The sequence below is a fragment of the Burkholderia sp. 9777_1386 genome, from assembly GCF_015712265.1.
In the GTDB taxonomy this organism is placed as follows: Bacteria; Pseudomonadota; Gammaproteobacteria; order Burkholderiales; family Burkholderiaceae; genus Burkholderia; species Burkholderia cenocepacia.
Genome location: NZ_JACCQB010000001.1, coordinates 347,976 through 367,529 on the forward strand (window position 1 = coordinate 347,976; position 19,554 = coordinate 367,529).

Genomic DNA, 19,554 nt, shown 5'->3' on the forward strand with positions numbered 1-19,554 from the left:
CTGCGATCACAGATGACGTCGAAAGTCTCGACAGATGCAGAGCTTGCCTACGACGAGATCCGATCGAGGATCTTTGACGGCCGCCTTGCGCCTGGACAGAAAGTATCTCACCGCGGCCTGTCCGACGAACTGGGTTTCGGCCAAATGCCGGTGCGCAGCGCATTGCATTTGCTCGAATCCGAAGGGCTGGTCGTCGTCATCGAAAAGAGTGGAACCTATGTTGCCTCGCCCACGACGAGCGATCTCCGCGAAATTTTTGAAATGCGGCTGGCGCTGGAGAGTACCGCGGCGTTTCTTGCCGCGAGATCGGGCGTCACGCCGGGTCTTTGCGAGGCGGCGGGGAAGATGCGGGAACTGATCGACCGGGACGTCGCGGACATCATGCTCGAGCAACGTATCGGCTGGGTGTTTCATCAAGAGCTGTTCGCTGCCGCACGGAACGTTCGAATCTCGTCGGCGTATGGTTTGTTGCGGGCCCAGACGCTCGCCTTGAACGAACTCCCGCGTGGCGACGCCGAAACCGTCCGGCGCGGCACGATCGAGCATCTGCACATCTTTCAGGCAATCGAAGCGAACAACGGCGAGCTGGCGCGTCAGCACATGTGGAACCACATCGTTGACGGTACGCCGGCACGGATAAAACTGCTAAAGGCGCGGCATGAACACGAAAAATAAAGGGCTTTCCCTCCCGATGCAAATGCTTGGCGGACTTGTCCTGGGCGCCGCTTGCGGCGTGCTTGCACCGGGCTTTGCCGCGAAGCTGGGCTTCTTGAGCACGATGTTCGGCCACGCGATCAAGATGGTCGTGATGCCGTTGATCTTCCTGTCGGTCACGGTCGGTGTCTTTCGCGCGGGCAAGCTTCGCGAGCAGCTTGGAAAGGTCGCGCTGTCCAGTATCGCCTTCTTCGTGTTGATGACCGGCCTGGCTGCGTCGCTCGGCCTGCTGCTCAACTTCGCATTTCGACCGGGGCTCGGTGCGAGCATGGCGCAGTCGGGATCGATGCCGGCAGCGCTCGCGTCCAGCATCGACTGGACGAAGTTTCTCGTTGACCTGATTCCCGCGAACATCGTTGCGGCGCTCGCCGCGGGGAATTCTCTGCCGGTGCTCGTTTTCGGCGTCATTTTCGGCGCGGCATTGGCGGCTGCACCGGAGCGTGCGGAGCCTGCGATCGCCGTTTTCGAGGCGCTGCTGTCGGGGCTGTTCAAGATGGTCCAGTGGGTGATCGCATGGTCGCCGCTCGCGATCTTCGCCGCGATCGCGCAACTGCTGGCGGCCAAGGGCTTTACCGGCGCGCACTCGCTCATCGAACTGCTGGGCGTGGCCTATCTCGGCATGGCGGTGCTGGCCGTCGTACTCACGATCGTCATTCGCATTGCCGGTCAGTCGCCGGTCGCCGTTCTCAGGAAGGTGAAGGAACCGCTGATCCTCGGTTTCACGACGCGTTCGTCCGAAATTACCTACCCGTTGCACCTGAAGAAGCTGGTTGAACTGGGTGTGCCATACGGCGTCGCGTCCACGATTTTGCCGCTCGCCTATATTTTCAATCGCGACGGCGCCGTGCTCTATACGGCCCTTGCGGTCGGCTATCTGGCCGACGCGTATCACCTGGCCTGGTCCTGGCCGCTGGTGATCACGATCTTGATCCTGACGATCATCACCATCGACGGAGCGGCCAATGTGCCGTCCGGGGCGATCGTCGCCATCACCATCGTCCTCACGTCGATCGGGTTGCCGGCCGATGCGGTGCTGCTGCTGTTGGGCGTCGACGCCTTTTTCGACATGGGGAGAACCGCGCTCAACGTGTACGGGAGCACGACGGCGGCCGCTGTCGCGGTGAGGCTTTCCGGTTCAGACGACATGGCCGCGGAAACCGTGACGCGTCAGGCAAGCGTGTAGGTGCTTCGGAAGCGACGGGCGGCGGGCGTTTTTCAATGTCGCGCCCGGCGAATGTCACGCATTGGGGGGCGCCCGCTCGGCCATCCAGGCGCCGCGACGAGAACAGGACTGGACGAGCGTTCGTTCTTGGCGAGTTTCAGTGGGTAGGACGACGTATTTTTTGCCGGAGAAAGATGATGGTTGGTTCAGCGTCCGCAGATTTTTTCATGCTGCGCTTAGGCACGCCGCATCCGTCGTGGACATTCACCGATGACAGCAACATGCTCGGCATCGGCGATTGCGACGGGGTGATGAGTGCCATGTTCGAACTGGATCGCAACCAGGTCGCACGGATCAGAGGCTTGGGCCAATCGGTGGGGAGAATCAGGTGTACTTGCGAACGCGGTGGCCGGGAGCTGCAGTTTTATCTCCATGGCAAACAGGTGTCGCAAGGCGTGTGGGTCGGGGTCGCGTCGGCTGATCCCGACTATCTTCCGACGGCGGCGACGATCGCAACGTGGGAAGTGCCGAATCGCGACGATGTCTTCGCGTTTCCGGGCGCGCGCGCAGACCTGATCGCCTCCGCCAGCGTGGCCTGAACTGCGATCACAGATTGTTGCTCGGGCGCGGTCCGGGACCGCTCCGATTCTCGGGACGCGGTCGTCTGACGAGCCCGTCCGTCTGTACGCGCAGGCCGTCTAATGCATGTGGTTCTGGCACGCACCAACCTCGGATCGCCAGAACCAATTTGCTGGCCAGTTCACTGGCCAGCGTTTTTTATTCCTCGAGCCGATCTCGTCGGCTCGTTTGCCGGGCGCTTATCCGGACAAACCGAAAGACCGTTTTGTTCGGGAAGTTCGTTCAGAGCGAGGCGAGCGGTTGCTGCATGACCGCTCGCTTTGCGCGCGATCCTTTATCGGGTAAGGTCAGGCAACGCTGCATCGTCGGTAGCGGCACATCAGACACTGTCCCACGCATCGCGTCAATCGCGTCAGCTCCATGCCCCTGATCTTCGTCCCCGTCACGCACGCCGACGCCGAAGCGCTCGTCGCGATCCGCATCGCCGCGATGCGCGACAGCCTCGAGCGCATCGGCCGTTTCGATCCGCAGCGTGCGCGCGAGCGGTTTCTCGCGTCGTTCGATCCGGCGCGATGCCGTTTCGTCGAAGTCGACCATTCGCGTGCGGGGTTCTACACGCTTCGCCCGAGGGCGGATCACTGGTTGCTCGACCATCTGTACATCGTGCCCGCGCATCAGGGGAAGGGCATCGGCGCCGCCGTGCTGCGCGAGATTTTTGCCGAAGCCGACGAACACCGGATGCCCGTTCACGTCGGCGCGCTGCGCGGCAGCGACTCGAACCGCTTCTACGAACGGCATGGCTTCGTGCGAACCGGCGAAGCGGAATGGGACATCTACTACCGGCGCGAACCGGGCACGGCGACGACGTAGCGCTCGCGTGATGGATTCCGAATGAAATCGACACGCACGTATTAGCGTTTCCACCAATGTGGAAAACGCGGGGCCGGCCGATGTCGCAGAGAGGGCGTGAATAATTGATCCGAGGCCGATTATGACGACATCTGCAACAAACGACCTGAATGCCGTGTCGCCCGAAACGTCCGACACCGCGGTGGCATCCGGTGAAGCGGCCCGCGTACCGTCGATCCTGCTCGTCGACGACGAACCGAACGTGCTGTCGGCGCTCAGGCGCGTATTCCGGCCCACCGGCTACGACATCGCGACGGCCGACAGCGGCGAGGCCGCGCTCGAGATCCTGGCGTCGACCGACATCGACCTGATCGTGTCCGACATGCGGATGCCGCACATGAGCGGCGCGGAATTCCTGGCGCGCGCGCGGGCGCTGTACCCTGACACGATGCGCATCCTGCTGACCGGCTATGCGGAGATCGCGTCGGTCGTGCAGGCCGTCAACGAAGGCGGCGTGTATCGCTACCTGAACAAGCCGTGGGACGATCACGACCTGCTGCTGACCATCGAGCAGGCGCTGGAGCAGCGCCGTCTGCGTCGCGAAGCGGCGCGGCTGGCGGCCCTCACCGAAGCGCAGAACGACGCGCTGCGCCGGTTCAATACCGACCTCGAAACGCAGGTTCGCGCGCGCACCGAGGAGCTCGGCCAGACCGTGATGTTTCTCGAAGCGGCGCAGAGCGACCTGAAAAGCAGTTTCACCGCGATGGTCCAGGTGTGCGCGAGCATGATCGAGCTGCGCTGCGGGGCCGCGAGCGGGCATGCGATGCGGGTCGGCGAGATCGCGCGGCGGCTCGCGCTGGCGTCCGGGATGAGCGAACTGCACGCGCAGGACGTCTATTTCGCGGGGCTGTTGCACGGCATCGGCAAGCTGTCGCTGCCGGACGAATTGCTGCACAAGCCGCTCGCGCGGATGACGACCGACGAGCACCGCGTGTTCCAGGAGCATCCGCTGCGTGCGCAGATGGTGCTGACGCCGGTCGCCCAGTTGCACAAGGTCGCGTCGATCGTGCTGCACCAGTACGAGCGCTTCAACGGCCGCGGCACGCCGGACGGGCTGGTCGGCGACGCGATCCCGGTCGGGTCGCGGATCGTCGCGATCGCGCGCGATTTCGAAGGGCTGCGCCATGGCGAAATCGGTGCGCCGCATTCGATCGAGCAGGCGATCGACGTGTTGCGTTCGCAGGCGAACGTGCGTTACGACCCGCAACTGGTCGCGCGCTTCATCGAGTTGATGCGGGATCCGGCGAGCCTCGGCATCGCGGCGTCCGTCGCGGAGATCCGGTCGGCGCAACTGCGCGAAGGGATGGAGCTCGCCGACGATCTGCGCACGCATCGCGGCGTGCTGTTGATGACGAAGGGCAGCGTGATGTCCGCGCATCAGATCGAGCTCGTGCGCCGCTTCGAGACGCGCGAGGGCACGCCGTTCGACATTCTCGTGCTGGCCCGTCCGGCCGGGCAGGCGCACGCACCCAATGGAGGGGCGCCGCCGGCCTGATATCGAAGACGACCGCGGGGCGTGCGACCGCCCGCACCGCGACGCTGCATTCAACTCGTTGCGGGCGCCCCGATCATGCATGGCATCTACAACCTTCCGCTCGTCCTGCTGTCGCTCGCGATCGCGACGCTGGCTTCCTATACGACGCTCGATCTCGCCGCGTTCATTTCGCTGCTCGACAATCCGAAGCTCAAGCGCGCGTGGCTCGGCGGCGGCGCGGCGGCGATGGGCACCGGAATCTGGTCGATGCATTTCGTCGGCATGCTCGCGTTTTCGTTGCCGGTGCCGCTCGGCTATGCGTGGCAGGAAACGGGCGCCTCGCTCGCGATCGCGGTGCTCGTGTCGTATTTCGCGCTGAACGTCGTCACGCGCGCCCGGCTGGGCTGGCGGCGGCTGTGCGCGGGCGGCGTGCTGATGGGCGGCGGGATCGCCGGCATGCACTACACGGGGATGGCCGCGCTGCACATGCAGCCCGGCATTCGCTACGACGCCGCGCTGTTCGCCGCGTCGATCGGCATCGCGGTGGTCGCGTCGACGGCCGCGCTGTGGATCGCGCAGGCGTTGCGCATGCAGCAGGCGCGCCACGCGACCGCGCAGCGCATCGGCGCGGCCGTCATCATGGGCATCGCGATTACCGGCATGCACTACACGGCGATGGCGGCCGCGCATTTCGCACCGGACGCGCGGTGCGGCGCCGCGAACGGCGTCGACGCGCCGTGGCTCGCGACGACCGTCGCGCTGTTTACGATGGCGACGCTGGTCGTCACGCTGCTCGTGTGCCGTTTCGATGCGCGCACCACTTTCCTGCGCGGCATGACCGATACGCTCGAACGGCTCGTGCGGGTGCGAACCAGCGAACTCGAACGCGCGCTGCACAGCTACGAGCAGACGACGCAGATGCTGCAACGCACGCGTGAGAACATGGCGACCGAGATCGACGAGCGCAAGGCCGCGCACGCGCTGCTCGAACAGGAGAAGGACGAGCAGCGACGCCTGCTGCATGCGCTAGAGGAAACGCACGAGCAGTTGCTGCAGTCGGAAAAACTCGCGTCGATCGGCCAGCTCGCGGCCGGCGTCGCGCACGAGATCAACAATCCGATCGGCTTCGTCAGCGCGAACCTCAACACGTTGAAGACGTGGGTGCGCAGCCTGCTCGACGTGGTCGCGGCGCATGAAGCCGCGCTGCCGCAGCTCGATCCGGCCACCCGCGACGCGCTGACGGCCGCGCACCGCGCGGCGGATCTCGACTACGTCCGCGACGAGATCGCGACGCTGATCGACGAATCGATCGACGGCGCGCTGCGCGTGCGGCGCATCGTGCAGGACCTGCGCGATTTCTCGCGCCCGGCCAGCGACGAATGGAGCGTGGTCGATCTCCATACGGGCCTCGAGAGCACGCTCAACGTCGTTCACAACGAGCTCAAGTACAAGGCCGACATCGTGCGCGATTACGGCGACGTCCCGCACGTCGAATGCCTGCCGTCGCAGTTGAACCAGGTGTTCATGAACCTGCTGGTCAACGCCGCGCAGGCGATTCCCGAGCGCGGCGTGATCACGATCCGCACGTCGAGCGACGGCGAACAGGTGTCGATCGCGATCAGCGATACCGGCGCCGGCATGACACCCGACGTCGTGCGGCGGATCTTCGATCCCTTCTTCACCACGAAGCCGGTCGGGCAGGGCACGGGGCTCGGGCTGTCGGTCTCGCACGGCATCGTCGAGCGTCATCGCGGCGCGATCGACGTGACCAGCGAGCCGGGGCGCGGCACGACCTTCCGGATACGGTTGCCGGTTCGGCGTGCCGGCGACCGCGCGGACGCCGCAGCGCTGGAGCAGCGGGTTTGACGTCATGACGGCGGCCGTTCGCGAGCGGCCGCTGCGAGCGTCGTGCGTCACGCCGATCGCTTGCGGCGCTGACGACGAAAGAAATGCCAGAACATCGCGGTCGCGTCCGGCCCCTTGGCGGAATGGAACGGCTCGCTCGGGTCCCCGCCGCTCCACGCATGCGGCAGCCGGCGGACGATGCACACCCTGACGACCAGCCGCCCCCCCTTCAGATAATCGACGTAGTCCGCATCGTCCTGCGCGTAGCTGCGTTGCTCGCCGACGCGGATCGCACCGTGTTCGTCGACGAGCCGGTTGAGCCGCGCGAACGCGATGCCGAGCTGCGTCGCGTTCCGGTCGGTCACGACCGTATCGAGCGCGCCGTGGATGACGAGGGCCGGCATGCCGGGATAGGACGCGACGTCGGCGCACGCGTCGAGCGCGGCGATCGGATCGTCGCGGAGCCCGCGACGCATCAGGCTCATCGCGGCCATCGTCGACGACGGCGGCGCGATGGCCGGGCCGGAGTGCAGGCCGACGGCCGCGAAACGGTCGGGATACCGGAGCGCCAGCACCGCGGCGAGCCCGGCGCCGGCGGACAGGCCGGCCACGTAGATCCGGTCGCGATCGAAGCCGTGGCGCCGCACGATGGCGTCGACCAGCGACGCGACGGCCGCGGCTTCGGACTCGGTCGCATCGCCATGCCAGTGCCAGCAGCGGTGCGCATGGGTCGTCTTGGCCTGTTCGGGAAACAGCACGGCGAACCCCGCTCGCTCGGCCAGACGGCAGATGCGCGTGCCCGCGGCGAACGATTCGGCGGTCTGCTTGCAGCCGTGCAGCATGACGATGGCTGGCATGCCTGCTGTCTTGGCGGGTGCGGCGGGAAGATACAGCGCATACGCAAGATGGTTCACGAGCCGGCCGGCGCTCGGGCCGGCGGAATGAAACGAGCGCAGCCAGGTGCCGGGCAGCTCGACCGACGGCGCGCGTGCGGCGGGCGCGGTGCCCGTCCGTTTGGCGGCAGGGGCGGCGACGGCCGGCTTGATGGTGCGTTGAACGACCTTTTTGGCGGCTTTTTGGGGGGCTGGTCGCGGCTTGCCGGCCCGCTTCTTCGGCCGCGCACCGGTCGCGATGGAAAACAGTTCGAGATGCCGTAACCAGAGGCTGGATTTTTTCCTGGGCATGTGCGGTTTCGTGCCGGCGGCCGGCCGTGGCGGGAAGAGGCGGCCGACTCCACCGTCAGATGGAAGTCGAATGGGCGCGGAGCAAGGTTCGTGCTGCCGATGCCGCGGCAACCGAAAGGCGGCGTCCGGCTGAACGGGGGTGACGCGCATCGATTATCGGCGATGCTAGCCGCCCGACGTGACGAGCGTGCGAATCGAAGCCTCCTTCGGCCCTGAAAAGGACCATCGCGCATCGGGAATCGTTCGGTTCGCCGGGCCCTGGCCGCCGGGCATTCACCGCCCACGCGGCCGGAAATGACGACGGCGGTGATCGAATCGTCGGATAACGCCGTTGTTCAGTGATATCGTGCGGTTCGACAGAAGCGTTCACCGTTCATTCCGTTGTGAGGGGCGACATGCGTCTTGCTGATTTCATCGTACGGAACATGGAACCGATCCTGGTGCAGTGGGAGGCGTTTGCCGCCACGTTGTTACCGGCTGCGAGGCACATGAACTCGCAGGGGCTACGCGACCACGCGCGCGAGATCCTGACCGCCGTCGCCAAGGACATCGCGACGCCGCAAACGAGGGAGGAGCAGCACGAGAAATCCCTGGGGCGCGCGCCCGAGCCGGCGAACGCCAGCGAGACGGCCGCCCAGACGCATGCCGTTCTGCGCGCCCGGCGGGGTTTCAACATCAACCAGCTGGCAGCCGAGTATCGGGCGCTGCGTGCCAGTGTGCTGCGGCTGTGGATCGATGCGTGTCACCCGGCGCCGCCTGATATGGGCGACATGATTCGCTTCAACGAAGCGATCGACCAAGCGCTGGCGGAATCCGTGGCTTTCTTTACCGACCAGGTCGAGCAGGCGCGCAACTTGCTGCTTGGCATGCTGAGCCACGACATGCGCACGCCGCTGCAGACCATCCAGCTCACGGCGTCGTATCTTGCCGCCCTCAATGCGGGCGAGGCCGTATCGGAGGCCGCCGCTCGGCTGATCCGAAGCGGCGGCCGCATGCAGGGCCTTCTCGACGATCTCTGCGATTTCAATCGAACCCAGCTCGGGCTGGGCATCAACGTCGTTCCCCGCAATATCGATCTCGCACACGTGCTCGTCAATGTGGTGGACGAGTTGCGGGCGGGTCATCCGGATCGCGAAATTACCGTCGATATGCGCGGTGATCTCCGGGGTGAGTGGGACGAGCAGAGAATGCAGCAGTTGCTGAGCAACCTGGTGGGCAATGCCATCAAGTACGGCGCGCGCGATACCCCGGTGCGGGTGGTGGCCACGACGACCGGCGATGAAGTGTTCGTCGAGGTCGGCAACAGCGGGCCGGCGATCGATCCGCGCATGCTCGACCGCATTTTCGATCCGCTCGAGCGTGGGGAAGAGCGTCAGGGACGGACGGGTGACGATGCCGGCCTGGGGCTCGGCTTGTTCATCGCGAGGGAAATCGCCAAGGCGCATCGCGGCCGGATCGACGCGCGGTCCGATCAGACGGAAACCGTGTTTGCGGTGCGGCTGCCGAGACGTGTATGAAGCGGGAAGCGCGGGTCGGGGGATGATTCCCCGTCGGGCTTGCGGTCGGCGGTGGCGAGAGGCCGCTACCGGCTAGAAGCCGCCTTTCGTGCTTCGCCACCCGGCGTCTGCTTGTCATCCCGCATCAGCCACACTGACGCACAATTGAGCGCGCGTGGCGCACGACCGTTGTCACCGAACGCCTCTGTCGATGGGCGAATTTTGTCCGGCCTAAAATCTCCTCGATCGATGTACGGGCAGGTCAAAGCCAACGGAGCGCTGAGTGACGGTCATCGCACAACTTTCCGATATTCATGTCCGGCCTCACGGCGTCCTGTATCAAGACGCCGTGGATTCCAATGTCATGTTTTCGGCAGCCGTCGATTCGCTGAACCGCATTCGACCTGAGCCAGATCTGGTCGTCATCTCCGGCGACCTGACGGACGAGGGCACCGAACACGAGTATCGAAAACTTCGCGAACTGCTCGTCGAGTTGAGGCGACCGTTCGTGGTTCTGCCGGGTAATCACGACGACCGTGGCAATCTGCGAGCCGCGTTCCCGGATCACGCGTGGCTTCCGGACGAGGGCGCACTCTCGTTCGCGCTGGACGTGGGCGAACTACGCGTCGTGGCGTTGGACACCTCCGTTCCAGGGCTACATCACGGTGAACTGGACGCCGAAACCCTGGCGTGGCTCGACACTGAACTTGCCGAGCATCGCAATCGGACGGTGGTTATCGTCATGCACCATCCACCGTTCATGACCGGCATTCCTTATCTCGACATCTACGGGTTGCGAAATGCGGAGGCATTTGCCGCGGTTCTTGCGCGGCATAGCAACGTAGATCGCATTCTTGCCGGGCACGTCCACCGGTCGATGCAGACGCGTCTTGGGCGCGTTCCGGTACTCACCTGCCCGAGCACGACCACTCAGATTGCGCTGCGCGTTGAAGCGGACGCGCAGCCCGCTTCTTTTCTCGAACCCCCTGCATACATGCTGCATCGCTGGGCAGGTCGAGGTCAGCCAGCGGTCTCCCACTTGTGTTACGTGGGGCACTTCGAGGGCCCGTTCCCCTTCGCGTAAGCGTCCCCGTCGAGGACACGGCGGTCGATGACGTACGAGGCATTGGCACGACATGGACAGGCCATGCCGCTTGTTACCCCGGAGCAGGCGATCGACCGGCGTTACCACCGGCGCGTCGCCGCGCCGGCAGGCGCGCCGCCGTCAATGCGCGTCGACGAGCCGCGGATCGATATACGCGTCGACGTCCTGCGACTGCTTGTACACGGCGTTACGCACGTTGAACGCATTCGCGTTGCGCGTCGAGCCGTAGATCGAATCGAGCCCGTCGCCCTTGCGGAACGCGCGCTTCGCGGCCGCTTCGTCGAGCAGATGCGTGCCCTTCAGCAGCGGAAGGTATTGCGCCGGCGCGAGCCCGACGCGTGCCGACATGATCTTGACCGCATCGGCCTGCGTCTTCGGATCGTTGATGTAGGCGACGCAGCGATACCAGACCTTGACCACCTTCGCCCAGTCGGCCCGGCGCGCGGCGAGGCTCGCCGGCGCGACGGTGATCGCATCGTAGATCAGCCCCGGCGCATCCGCCGACGTGAAGATCGCGCGTGCGCCCGGCGCGCGTTTCAACGCCTCGCCCGCATTCGGTTGCCACGCGGCCACCGCCGCGATGTCGGCCGACGAACCGAGCACCTGCGGCAGCTCGTTGGTTTTCGCATTCACGAGCGTGACGTCGCCGTCCTTGAGCCCGTGCTTCTGCAGCGCGGTTTCGAGCAGCAGGTGATCGACCAGGCCGAGCTCGACGCCGACCTTCTTGCCCTTCAGCGCCTCGACGGTGCGCAAGGGCGGCTTCGCGACGATCATGTCGTTGCCGGCCGAGTAGTCGGTCAGCAGGATCATCACGTTCTTCGCGCCGGACGCGCCTGTTACCAGCGCATCGCCGTTGGTCGCCGCGACCGCATCGAGCTTGCCTGCGGAAAACGCGTCGAGCGACGCCGAATAATCGAACCACTCGAAATCGACGTCGACGCCGGCCTCCTTGAACCAGCCCTTGTCGAGCGCGACCTGGAAGGCGACCCAGCCGGGCCAGTCGCTGTAGCCGATCTTCAGCGGTGCGGCAGCCTGCGCGGCAGGCGCCGCCCATAGCGTGGCGGCCGCAACGGCGGCGCCCAATGCATGACGGATGAAACGGAAGGACGGCAGGCGGCGGAACGCCGGGGCGGGACGGGTCATCGTTGTTCTCCAGGAGACCGGGATCGGGATCGTCGATACGGATCGTGCGTGAGCACACGTTCCGACTGCATGGCCGGTTCCTGCGGATGCGGAACGAACGAGGCGGCCACGGAGAGGCGCGACGGCTGTTGCCATCGCCAATCTCCCGGGCTTTTGTCCCGCCGTGTAGCGCGTGCGCATCCGGTCTCGCGAACGGATGAACCCACGCCGGGCTGCTCTCGGACCAGACGCTCGATGAACCGGAACCCTAGCACCCCTAAGATGCGACGCCGCCGCACCTCTCGGCGTCATGCCGAGCGAGAAGCGTGCCAATGGCACGCGGCCATCCGATTCAACGTCGGCGCAAGGGGCGCTGAAGTTCGATGAAACGGGCGGCGAACAGCGCGTGCAGTACGCGTCGGAGCAGGTCGAGCTTGTTCATGAAGGATCGTGCGTGAGATGACGGTGCACGGATTCAGCAATAGCCATGCCATCGCGGAGCGCGCAATGTGCGAGCACGCGACGCGCACTGCGCCGGTGCGCGGTTGCGTGCGCATGGTGCGCCGCACGCCCGCCGCGAGGGCAAGAAAATGCGTCCGCCATTCGGATGCCATGCATCATCGCGCCGCCGAGCCGCGTCGTGTGGTCATTGGCAGCGCCTGGCACGCAACTCGCTTATTCGACGCTCGAGAGGTGCGAAGCAATTTGCATCATCTTCAGGATCGCTAGGGTTCCGGTCGTGCGGCATGTGCCGCGCGATGTCTGGTCCGAGAGCAATCCGGTCTTGCCTTCGCCTCGATGAGAGGAAACGGCGAGGCTCCACGGAGGGATAAAAGCCCGGGAGGTCGCGATGTCGTTCGGTCGCCCTCTCACGCCTTTTATCAACCGATCCCGGAGCCGTCATGTCGCCGAGCCCCCAAGCCATTCTTGCCCCGCCGCCGCACGTCGCGTGGGAAACGCTGATTCCCGCCGGAACCCACTGGTCCGGCATCCTGCGCCGCGGCCTCGCGCTGCGCATCGTCGACGTCGACGGCGGCGCGAACCTGTCCGCCGTCTTTCATCGTCAGGAAGACCTGCTCGAACGCTACAACATGGCCGATACGCTGAAGGCGCAGCACACCGCGCATCTCACGCGCGGCCATGCGCTGTATACGGACATGGGGCGCGTGATCGCGTCGATCACGGCCGACACGCTCGGCTGGCACGATCCGCTCGGCGGCGTCGGCGATGCGCGGTTGTTCGCGCACAAGTACGGCGCGTCGTCGTACCAGGCCGATCGCAACGCGATGATCCGCAACGGCCGCGACAGCCTCGTGCTCGAGCTCGCGAAATACGGGCTGTCGGCACGCGACCTCGCCGCGAACGTCAACTTCTTCAGCAAGCTGGACACGCGCGACGACGGCGCGCTCGATTTCGTTGCCGGACATTCGCCGGCCGGCAGCGCGTTCGACCTGCGCTTCGAGATGAATACGCTCGCGGCGTTCTCGACCGCGCCGCATCCGCTCGATCCGCGTCCGGACTACGCGCCCAAAGCCGTGAAGCTGATCGCGTACCGCGCGTATCCGGCCGACGGCGCCGCGCCCGACGACGACCCGTGCCGGCGCGCATGCGCGGAGAACACGCGCGGCTTCGCCAACACCGACCGTCTGTTCGCATGAGGAGCGAGACCATGCCGATCACCGAAAGCCGTCTCGATCCGCGCGACGCGATCCACGACGTCACGCTGAACGCGGGCGACCCGTGGCTGCACGACCTGAAGCGCGGGCAGACTTTCCGCATTCTCGACCTGGAAGGCAACCAAGCCGTCGACACGCTGTTCTACCGCACCGACGCTCCCGAAGAGCGCTACAGCGCGCAGGACACGATCCGCGCGCAGCGCAACCTGTACCTGAGCGCGGGCAGCGTGCTCGTGTCGAACCACGGCAACCCGATGGCGACGATCGTCGCCGACACGTGCGGCCGTCACGATACGCTCGGCGGCGCGTGCGCGGCCGAGAGCAACACGGTGCGCTATGCGCTCGACAAGCGCTACATGCACAACTGCCGCGACAGCTTCCTCAACGCGATCGCACACTGCACGTGCGGCGCCGGCGCGCGGCTCACCAAGCGCGACCTGGTCGGCAACGTCAACTTCTTCATGAACGTGCCCGTCACGCCGCTCGGCGGGCTCACGTTCGAGGACGGCATCTCCGCACCCGGCAAGTACGTCGAGATGCGTGCGGAGATGGACGTCACGGTGCTGATCTCGAACTGCCCGCAACTCAACAATCCGTGCAACGGCTACAACCCGACACCCGTGCGCCTGATGGTATGGGAGGCGGAATGAACGGCCCCCACGCGCACTTGCTTTGCATGGGGCCGGAGTATGCGCTGAAGCGCTACTCCGGGCCGACACGTTCGCTGCGGGAGGCAACATGAGATTCGCCAAAGTCCTCGTCGCGAACCGCGGCGAAATTGCCTGCCGCGTGATCCGCACGCTGAAGCGCCTCGGTATCGCATCGGTCGCGATCTATTCGGATGCCGATCGCGACGCGCGCCACGTGGCGCTCGCCGACGAAGCCGTACGCGTCGGGCCCGCGCCGGCGGCCGACAGCTATCTGAACGTCGCGGCGATCCTCGCCGCCGCGCGCGAGACCGGCGCGCAGGCCGTGCACCCCGGCTACGGCTTCCTGTCCGAGCATGCGGCCTTTGCCGACGCATGCGAAGCGGCAGGCCTGCGCTTCATCGGGCCGCGCGGTGACCACATGCGCGCGTTCGGCCTCAAGCACACCGCCCGCGAACTCGCGGCCGCGCACGGCGTCGCGTTGCTGCCCGGCACCGGACTGCTCGACGACGTCGCGACGGCGCTTGCCGAAGTCGACGCGATCGGCTATCCGGTGATGCTGAAAAGCACCGCGGGCGGCGGCGGCATCGGCATGTCGCTGTGCCGCGATGCCGCGCAGCTCGGCGCGGCGTTCGAATCCGTCGTGCGGCTCGGCGCCGCGAACTTCGCGCATGCGGGCGTCTATCTCGAGAAGTTCGTCGAACATGCGCGACACATCGAAGTGCAGATCTTCGGCGATGGTCGCGGCGGGGCGCTCGCGCTCGGCGAACGCGATTGCTCCGTGCAGCGGCGCAACCAGAAGGTGATCGAGGAAACCCCCGCGCCCGACCTGACCGACGCCGAACGCGACGCGCTGCACGCGAGCGCGGTGCGGCTCGCCCGCGCGGTGGGCTACGCATCGGCCGGCACGGTCGAATTCGTGTTCGACGCGAGCACGCGGCAGTTCTATTTCCTCGAAGTGAACACGCGGCTGCAGGTCGAGCATTGCGTGACCGAGGCCGTGACGGGCGTCGATCTCGTGGAATGGATGATCCTGCAGGCCGAGGGCGACCTGCCGCCGCTCGACACGCTCGCCGTCGCACCACGCGGCGCGAGCATCCAGGTGCGGCTGTATGCGGAGGATCCGCACAAGCAGTTCCAGCCGAGCGCCGGGCTGCTCACGCACGTGGCGTTTCCGGACAACGTGCGGGTCGACGGCTGGATCGAGGCAGGCACGGAGATCAGCGCGCATTACGATCCGCTGCTCGCGAAGCTGATCGTGCGCGGCGACACGCGGCGCGACGCGCTGGCCGCGCTGCGTGCCGCGCTCGACCAGACCGAGCTGTACGGGATCGAGACCAATCTCGACTACCTGCGTGCCGTCGTCGGCTCCGACGCGTTCGCGCGCGGCGCGCCGACGACCGCCTTCCTGTCGCGCTTCGCGTTCGCGCCGCATACGATCGACGTGCTCGACGGCGGCGTGCAGACCACCGTTCAGCAGGCCCCCGGGCGGGTCGGCTACTGGAGCGTCGGTGTGCCGCCGTCGGGGCCGATGGATGACCGCGCATTCGACCTTGCTAACGCGCTGCTCGGCAACCCGCGTGACGCGGCCGGGCTGGAATTCACGATGGTCGGCGCGACGCTGCGCTTCAATACCGCGACGCTGTTCGTGCTCGGCGGTGCGCCGCTCGCGGCCACGCTCGACGGCGAAGCGGCGCCGTTCTGGCAGGTCGTGCGCGCACGAGCGGGCGCGGTCCTGAAGCTGGGCGGCGTGACGGGCGCGGGCGTGCGCGCGTGTCTCGCCGTCAAGGGCGGGCTGCAGGTGCCCGACTATCTCGGCAGCAAGGCGACCTTCACGCTCGGCCAGTTCGGCGGCCATGCCGGCCGCGCGCTGCGCAAGGGCGACGTGCTGCATCTGCACGCGCAAGCGGGGCGTGGCGATGCCGGCGCGACGCTGGCCGCGGCCGACATTCCCGCGCTGACGCATGCGTGGACGCTCGGCGTGCTCGACGGTCCGCATGGCGCACCGGATTTCTTCACGCCGGACGACATCGCGATGCTGTACGGCACGCAGTGGATCGTCCATTACAACTCCAGCCGCACCGGCGTGCGGCTGATCGGCCCGAAGCCTCGATGGGCGCGTGCGGACGGCGGCGAGGCGGGGCTGCATCCATCGAACATCCACGACAACGCGTATGCGATCGGGGCCGTCGATTTCACCGGCGACATGCCGGTGATCCTTGGCCCCGACGGGCCGAGCCTCGGCGGCTTCGTCTGTCCGGTGACGGTCGTGCGCGACGAGTTGTGGAAGCTCGGGCAGTTGCGGCCGGGCGATACCGTGCAGTTCGTGCGCGCGGGCATGTCGTCCGGAATATCGTCGGGGGAACCGGCTGCCGCGGTCGTGGAGGCGGCACATGACGTTGCCGCGGCTGCATCCGGCTCGTTCGACGATTGCGTGCTGCATCGCGATCCGTCGGCTGGCGGCGGCATCGGCGTCGTCTACCGGCGCTCGGGCGATCGCAACGTGCTGGTCGAATACGGGCCGCTCGTGCTCGACCTGAACCTGCGTTTTCGCGTGCACGCGCTGATGGGCTGGCTCGACGCGCACCGGTTGCCCGGCATGCTCGACCTGACGCCGGGCATCCGGTCGCTTCAGGTGCAGTTCGACGCGCGGACGCTACCGCTTGCCGCGCTGCTCGCGCATCTGCAGACCGCCGAACGCGAACTCGCCGACGTGGCCGACATGCGCGTGCCGAACCGCATCGTGCATCTGCCGCTGTCGTGGGACGACCCGTCGACGCGCGTCGCGATCGAGCGCTACATGCAGTCGGTGCGGCCCGATGCGCCGTGGTGCCCGAGCAATATCGAATTCATCCGGCGCATCAACGGCCTGGCGAGCATCGACGACGTGAAGCGCATCGTGTTCGATGCGCGCTATCTGGTGATGGGGCTCGGCGACGTCTACCTCGGTGCGCCCGTCGCGACGCCGATCGATCCGCGGCACCGGCTGGTGACGACGAAGTACAACCCCGCGCGCACCTGGACGCCGGAGAACGCGGTCGGCATCGGCGGCGCGTATCTGTGCGTGTACGGGATGGAAGGGCCCGGCGGCTATCAGTTCGTCGGCCGCACCGTGCAGATGTGGAATCGCCACCGCACCACGCGCGAGTTCGAGGCCGGCAAGCCGTGGCTGCTGCGCTTCTTCGACGAGATCCGCTTCTACGAAGTCAGCGAGGCCGAGCTGCGTGCGCTGCGTGAGGATTTCATCGCGGGCCGCGCGACGCTGAAGATCGAGGAATCGGTGTTCGACCTGCGCGCCTACAACCGCTTCCTCCACGACGAGGCGGAGTCGATCGCCGCGTTCAAGGCGACGCAGCAGGCCGCGTTCGACGCGGAGCGCGAGCGGTGGCGCGTGGCCGGCCATGCGGAATACGTCGGCGAGGGGGAGCCGGGCGATGCGCAAGCGGAACGGGTAGCGGGCGCGCTCGACGACACGCAGCGGGCGATCGCCGCGGACGTGTCGGGCAGCGTGTGGAAAGTGCTGGTCGAAGCCGGCGAGCGCGTGAGCGCGGGGCAGGTCGTCGCGATCGTCGAATCGATGAAGATGGAGGTGGCGGTGACGGCAACGGAAGACGGCGCGATCGAGACGATCGATTGCGCGCCCGGCATGGCGGTGGTGGCCGGCCAGCGGCTGATGGTGATGAAGGCGGGCGCCGCCGAGGAGGTCGCATGAGCACGACGGAACGCTCGATCCTGCGCGGAGTGCATGCGATTGCCGCGCTGCGCGCCCGCTACGCGGCGGGGGACCTGACGCCGCCTGCGCTCGTCGACGCGATCGCCGCGCACTTCGATGCGGGTGACCCGCACCATGCGTGGATCCGGCCGCTCACGCGCGACGAGATGATGCCGTACGCCGACGCGCTGGCCGGACGCGACATCGCGTCGTTGCCGCTGTACGGCGTGCCGTTCGCGATCAAGGACAACATCGACCTCGCCGGCATCCCGACGACGGCCGGCTGCCCCGCCTACGCGTACACGCCGGCACGCAGCGCGCCCGTCGTCGAGCGGCTGATCGCGGCCGGTGCGATTCCGGTCGGCAAGACGAATCTCGACCAGTTCGCGACCGGGCTCTCGGGGCAGCGCTCGCCTTACGGCGCGTGCCGCAATGCGCTCGACCCGCGCTACGCGTCGGGCGGCTCGAGTTCCGGGTCGGCGGTGGCCGTCGCGCTCGGGGTCGCGACGTTCTCGCTCGGCACCGACACGGCCGGCTCCGGGCGCGTGCCGGCCGCCTTCCACGGGCTCGTCGGGCTCAAGCCGACACGGGGCGTGCTGAGCACGCTCGGCGTGGTGCCGGCCTGCCGGTCGCTCGATTGCGTGTCGGTGTTCGCGCGTTCGGCGGACGACGCGCGCGTCGTGTTCGCCGCTGCGCACGGCGTGACGGAAGGCGATCCGTACGGGCGCGCATGGCAGCCGCTGCTGGGTGCGGACGGGTTGCGCGCGCAGCCGGCACGGCCGCTCGGGCAAGTGCGGTTCGGCACGCCGCGTGCGGACCAGCTCGAATTCTTCGGCGACGCATCGTATCGCGCGGCGTGGGGCGCGGCGCTCGAACGGCTGCGCGCGACCGGCGCGCGGGTCGTCGAGATCGACTTCGCACCGTTCCTGGCCGCCGCGCGGCTGCTGTACGTCGGCCCGTGGGTCGCCGAGCGGCTGGCCGCGATCGGCGCATTCGCCGCGCGCGAGCCCGACGCGCTGCATCCGGTGATCCGCGAAATCGTCGGCGGGGCGTCGCGCTTCAGCGCCGCCGACGCGTTCGCCGCATTCGACCGGCTGGCGGCGCTGCGCGTCGACGCAGCCCGCGCGTGGGACGGCCTCGACGCGATCGTGATGCCGACCTCGGCGACGACCGCGACCGTCGATGCGCTCGAAGCCGATCCGATCGCGATCAATTCGCGCTTCGGCTACTACACGAACTTCGTGAACCTGCTCGACCTGTCGGCGATCGCGGTGCCGGCGGGCACGTGCTCGACCGGGCCGCATGCGGGCTTGCCGTTCGGCATCACGTTCGTCGGGCGTGCACACGACGATGCGCGGCTGCTCGATCTCGCACACGCGTGGGGCGACGGCGTTGCCGCTGTCGATGACGGTCGGCCGCCTGCGGCCACCGTGTCGGCGCGTGCCGCAGCCCCGGGTGTCGTGCGGGTGGCCGTCGTCGGCGCGCATCTGCGCGGCGAACCGTTGAACGGGCAGCTCACGCAGCGCGGCGCGCGCTTCGTCACCGCGACCACCACCGCGCCGGCCTATCGCCTCTACGCGCTGTCCGCGGAAGCAAGCGGCGGTGTCGCGAAACCGGGCCTCGTGCGTGTGCCGAACGATGGCGCACCGATCGCGGTCGAGGTCTGGGAGATGCCGGTCGACGCCTACGGCAGCTTCGTCGCCGGAATTGCGGCGCCGCTCGGCATCGGCACGCTGACGCTCGCCGACGGTACGCGCGTGCAGGGCTTCCTGTGCGAAAGCGTGGCGCTCGACGATGCGCAGGACATCACACGCTTCGGCGGCTGGCGGGCCTACCGCGCGCAGGCCGCCAGCGGCGCGCTGCAATGAACGCCCGGTCGCGCGATGCCGCGGCATCCGCGCGACCGGCACCCGAAACGATACGGAGATT

14 protein-coding genes and 2 riboswitches are annotated in these 19,554 nt (G+C 67.2%); of the genes, 12 read left to right on the forward strand and 2 right to left on the reverse strand.

All coding sequences use genetic code 11. The features are described from left to right. Positions 1–12 precede the first annotated feature (12 nt). The 6 genes from H0X91_RS01510 (at position 13) to H0X91_RS01535 (ending at position 6,704) form a co-directional block, all read left to right on the forward strand. Entirely contained in the window at positions 13–675 is a 663-nt protein-coding gene (locus H0X91_RS01510) for a GntR family transcriptional regulator (protein ID WP_006485559.1), read from the forward strand. After that, positions 659–1,897 carry a dicarboxylate/amino acid:cation symporter gene (locus tag H0X91_RS01515; RefSeq protein ID WP_196432744.1) on the forward strand — a complete coding sequence of 413 codons (1,239 nt, stop codon included), beginning with the start codon at positions 659–661 and terminating at the stop codon, positions 1,895–1,897. Before H0X91_RS01510 ends, H0X91_RS01515 begins: the two co-directional genes overlap by 17 nt. Before the next feature lie 173 nt (positions 1,898–2,070). After that, complete coding sequence (locus H0X91_RS01520) at positions 2,071–2,475, forward strand: hypothetical protein (protein ID WP_060214091.1); 405 nt, start codon at positions 2,071–2,073, stop codon at positions 2,473–2,475. Positions 2,476–2,875: 400 nt separating this feature from the next. Then, the gene (locus tag H0X91_RS01525; RefSeq protein WP_034203987.1) at positions 2,876–3,325 is read left to right on the forward strand and encodes a GNAT family N-acetyltransferase; all 450 of its coding nucleotides are present in this window, start codon (positions 2,876–2,878) and stop codon (positions 3,323–3,325) included. A gap of 121 nt (positions 3,326–3,446) precedes the next feature. Continuing rightward, a complete protein-coding gene (locus H0X91_RS01530) occupies positions 3,447–4,859 on the forward strand; it encodes an HD domain-containing phosphohydrolase (RefSeq protein WP_006498056.1) in 1,413 nt (470 codons plus the stop codon). A gap of 75 nt (positions 4,860–4,934) precedes the next feature. Next, entirely contained in the window at positions 4,935–6,704 is a 1,770-nt protein-coding gene (locus H0X91_RS01535) for a histidine kinase (RefSeq protein WP_196432745.1), read from the forward strand. Between the two features lie 47 nt (positions 6,705–6,751). Here H0X91_RS01535 and H0X91_RS01540 read toward each other — a convergent pair whose 3' ends face one another. Then, positions 6,752–7,867, reverse strand: a complete 1,116-nt coding sequence (locus H0X91_RS01540) for an extracellular catalytic domain type 1 short-chain-length polyhydroxyalkanoate depolymerase (RefSeq protein WP_062885975.1) — start codon at positions 7,865–7,867, stop codon at positions 6,752–6,754. 395 nt (positions 7,868–8,262) lie between these two features. Between H0X91_RS01540 and H0X91_RS01545 the strand changes: the two genes are divergently transcribed. Continuing rightward, on the forward strand, positions 8,263–9,384 hold the full coding sequence (locus H0X91_RS01545) for a sensor histidine kinase (RefSeq protein ID WP_060214077.1): 1,122 nt from the start codon (positions 8,263–8,265) through the stop codon (positions 9,382–9,384). Between the two features lie 262 nt (positions 9,385–9,646). Beyond that, a complete protein-coding gene (locus H0X91_RS01550) occupies positions 9,647–10,447 on the forward strand; it encodes a phosphodiesterase (RefSeq protein WP_034203989.1) in 801 nt (266 codons plus the stop codon). A 141-nt stretch (positions 10,448–10,588) separates the two neighbouring features. Here the strand turns inward: H0X91_RS01550 and H0X91_RS01555 are convergent, their stop codons facing one another. Continuing rightward, positions 10,589–11,611, reverse strand: a complete 1,023-nt coding sequence (locus tag H0X91_RS01555; RefSeq protein WP_006485590.1) for an ABC transporter substrate-binding protein — start codon at positions 11,609–11,611, stop codon at positions 10,589–10,591. Between the two features lie 140 nt (positions 11,612–11,751). Continuing rightward, positions 11,752–11,873, reverse strand: a riboswitch (guanidine-I (ykkC/yxkD leader). Between the two features lie 431 nt (positions 11,874–12,304). Beyond that, positions 12,305–12,436: riboswitch (guanidine-I (ykkC/yxkD leader) on the forward strand. Positions 12,437–12,492: 56 nt separating this feature from the next. Here H0X91_RS01555 and H0X91_RS01560 point away from each other — a divergent pair. From H0X91_RS01560 to atzF, 4 genes are all read left to right on the forward strand, one after another. Then, positions 12,493–13,248, forward strand: a complete 756-nt coding sequence (locus tag H0X91_RS01560) for an urea amidolyase associated protein UAAP1 (protein WP_048985958.1) — start codon at positions 12,493–12,495, stop codon at positions 13,246–13,248. Between the two features lie 11 nt (positions 13,249–13,259). Continuing rightward, positions 13,260–13,916, forward strand: a complete 657-nt coding sequence (locus H0X91_RS01565; protein ID WP_058903883.1) for an urea amidolyase associated protein UAAP2 — start codon at positions 13,260–13,262, stop codon at positions 13,914–13,916. A gap of 88 nt (positions 13,917–14,004) precedes the next feature. Then, positions 14,005–17,625: an urea carboxylase gene (gene uca, locus H0X91_RS01570; protein WP_196432746.1), complete on the forward strand. Its 3,621-nt coding sequence runs from the start codon at positions 14,005–14,007 to the stop codon at positions 17,623–17,625. Beyond that, the gene (gene atzF, locus H0X91_RS01575; RefSeq protein ID WP_196432747.1) at positions 17,622–19,493 is read left to right on the forward strand and encodes an allophanate hydrolase; all 1,872 of its coding nucleotides are present in this window, start codon (positions 17,622–17,624) and stop codon (positions 19,491–19,493) included. The genes uca and atzF overlap by 4 nt, the downstream gene beginning before the upstream one ends. The last annotated feature ends 61 nt before the right edge of the window (positions 19,494–19,554 follow it).